Annotated in this window: 1 protein-coding gene and 1 tRNA gene; one reads left to right on the plus strand and one right to left on the minus strand. The window is 63.0% G+C overall.

From position 1 onward, the window contains the following. Positions 1-526: 526 nt before the first annotated feature. Positions 527-1246 (plus strand): type II toxin-antitoxin system TacA family antitoxin, encoded by a 720-nt coding sequence (locus AC1DQJ_RS20765; protein ID WP_477606851.1) that lies wholly within the window; start codon positions 527-529, stop codon positions 1244-1246. Between the two features lie 316 nt (positions 1247-1562). On the opposite strand, the gene AC1DQJ_RS20770 is transcribed toward AC1DQJ_RS20765, so the two are convergent. Beyond that, positions 1563-1639 (minus strand) — tRNA-Met (locus tag AC1DQJ_RS20770). Positions 1640-1759: the final 120 nt, after the last annotated feature.

The raw sequence follows: 1759 nt of genomic DNA on the forward strand, positions 1-1759 counted from the left end.
ATCTAGGGGGCCGCCCCGTCCCTGTCAACCAGACTTTTCAGTCTTCTTTCGAACCGCTCCAGATCAACCGGAACAACCCGAAATGGTCGACACCTAAACCAAGTCACCACCCACAAACCCCAAGGAAACCTAGGCTTCCAGAAGTCCGTCCCGGCGGCGACCCCGTCCAGGGAGGCGGCTATCTAGAGGGCCGCCCCATCCTCGTCAACCCCGACTTTTCAGTCTCTTTCGAAACCATCCGGAAGAACCAGGAAGACTTCGAAAAGGCCGACCCTAGACTTGTGCGTCGCCAGCAAACCCAAGAAATCCGAGGATCTCTTCTGCTTGTCCCGGCGGCGACCCCGTCCAGGGAGGCGGCTGTCTAGAGGGCCACCTCGTCCTCGTCAACCGGACCTTTCAGTCTTTTTGCGCCAGTCCAGGAAACCCGGAATTCAGCGCAAAAATCACCGCGGGGGATCCTTGAGGTGTTCCCCAGAGCGCCGCGGCGATCGATCGAAGGAGCGGAAACTAGTCGGAGCGCCCGTGGTTGGCAAGCTTTTTCCAGCGGCTGCGTCAGGAAGGCTACCCGCCCGGCGCAACCCACGGCGCGGGTTGGGAAAACCTGCAGTTCGCCATCGCGCGAAGCAGCCCCCGCCCCTGCCCCCTACTCTCCCTGCTCGCGCAGACTCGCGGGCCGCAACCGAGTTTCACGCCCGAGTCGCCGCCGGCGGAGGAACGACTTCTTGAGTCCTGCGGGCGGCCCGGCAGTGCCGATAGCTCAGGACTCGGCGATGAGATTCGCGTTTTGATCGATCGAGCGACGCAGGCGCAGAGCCAATCGCGGCTCGATTTCATGATCGAGGCCTCCCGTCGCGCAGCCGACGAGGCGATTCTCGACCAGGCCGCTGTGCTCGTCGACCGGCCGACGACGATCGATTCGTCGAAATTCTCGAGCCGCCGGCCGAGCCAGACGAAAACCTACGAGCGATTCTTCGGGCGCCGTCGCCTTGGAAGTCGCGGTGGCACTGCGCGCGCCTCGCCGATCACCACGTTCGCGACCACCTCGAATCAGGCGCGCCGTCGCTGGAGGAATGGGTACGCCAGCGGGGGCCGGGCCAATCAGGCGACCAGAGCGAGTCGAACCTTCTGCACGACTGACGCGAAGCTCGAGGTCGCCGGCAATTTCTCGCTCGGATCGGGATCCATTCAGCTGATCGAGGCGACCTGCGGCTGCGGCCCAACATGCCAGATCCGATTCCCGTCGTGATTCCCGCGCGCCGGCGGTGGATCTTCGCCACAAGGGGTCGGCCTCGGCCAGGCGTTGATCGCCGATGCGGCTAAACGCGTGCTGGCCGCAGGCGAAGGCACGGGATCCGCGGCCTGGCGGTGCATGCGATGAACGAATGGGCCGCGGCGTTCTATCGCAGACTGGACTTGAGCCTTCGCTGTCCAGGTTATGCCCCTGATGATCCCGCTCAGCCAGCTGTGGGCGAGCCTTTAGCCGCAGCCGCGCACCGCCTGTTGCGAATTCCAGACAAGCAAAAGCCCCCTGGAGTGATCCAGGGGGCTTTTGCTTTGAACCTTGGGTGCGGGGACAGGATTTGAACCTGTGACCTTCAGGTTATGAGCCTGACGAGCTACCGGGCTGCTCCACCCCGCGTCAGGGTGTTTGATTGTGAGTTGAAGGGTTTGTTGTCTTCATCCGTTTGGTAGACCTGGCGGCGACCTACTCTCCCGCGCCTTAAGACGAAGTACCATTGGCCCAGAGAGGCTTAACGAC

The organism is Phenylobacterium sp. P4_E10, assembly GCF_056401675.1.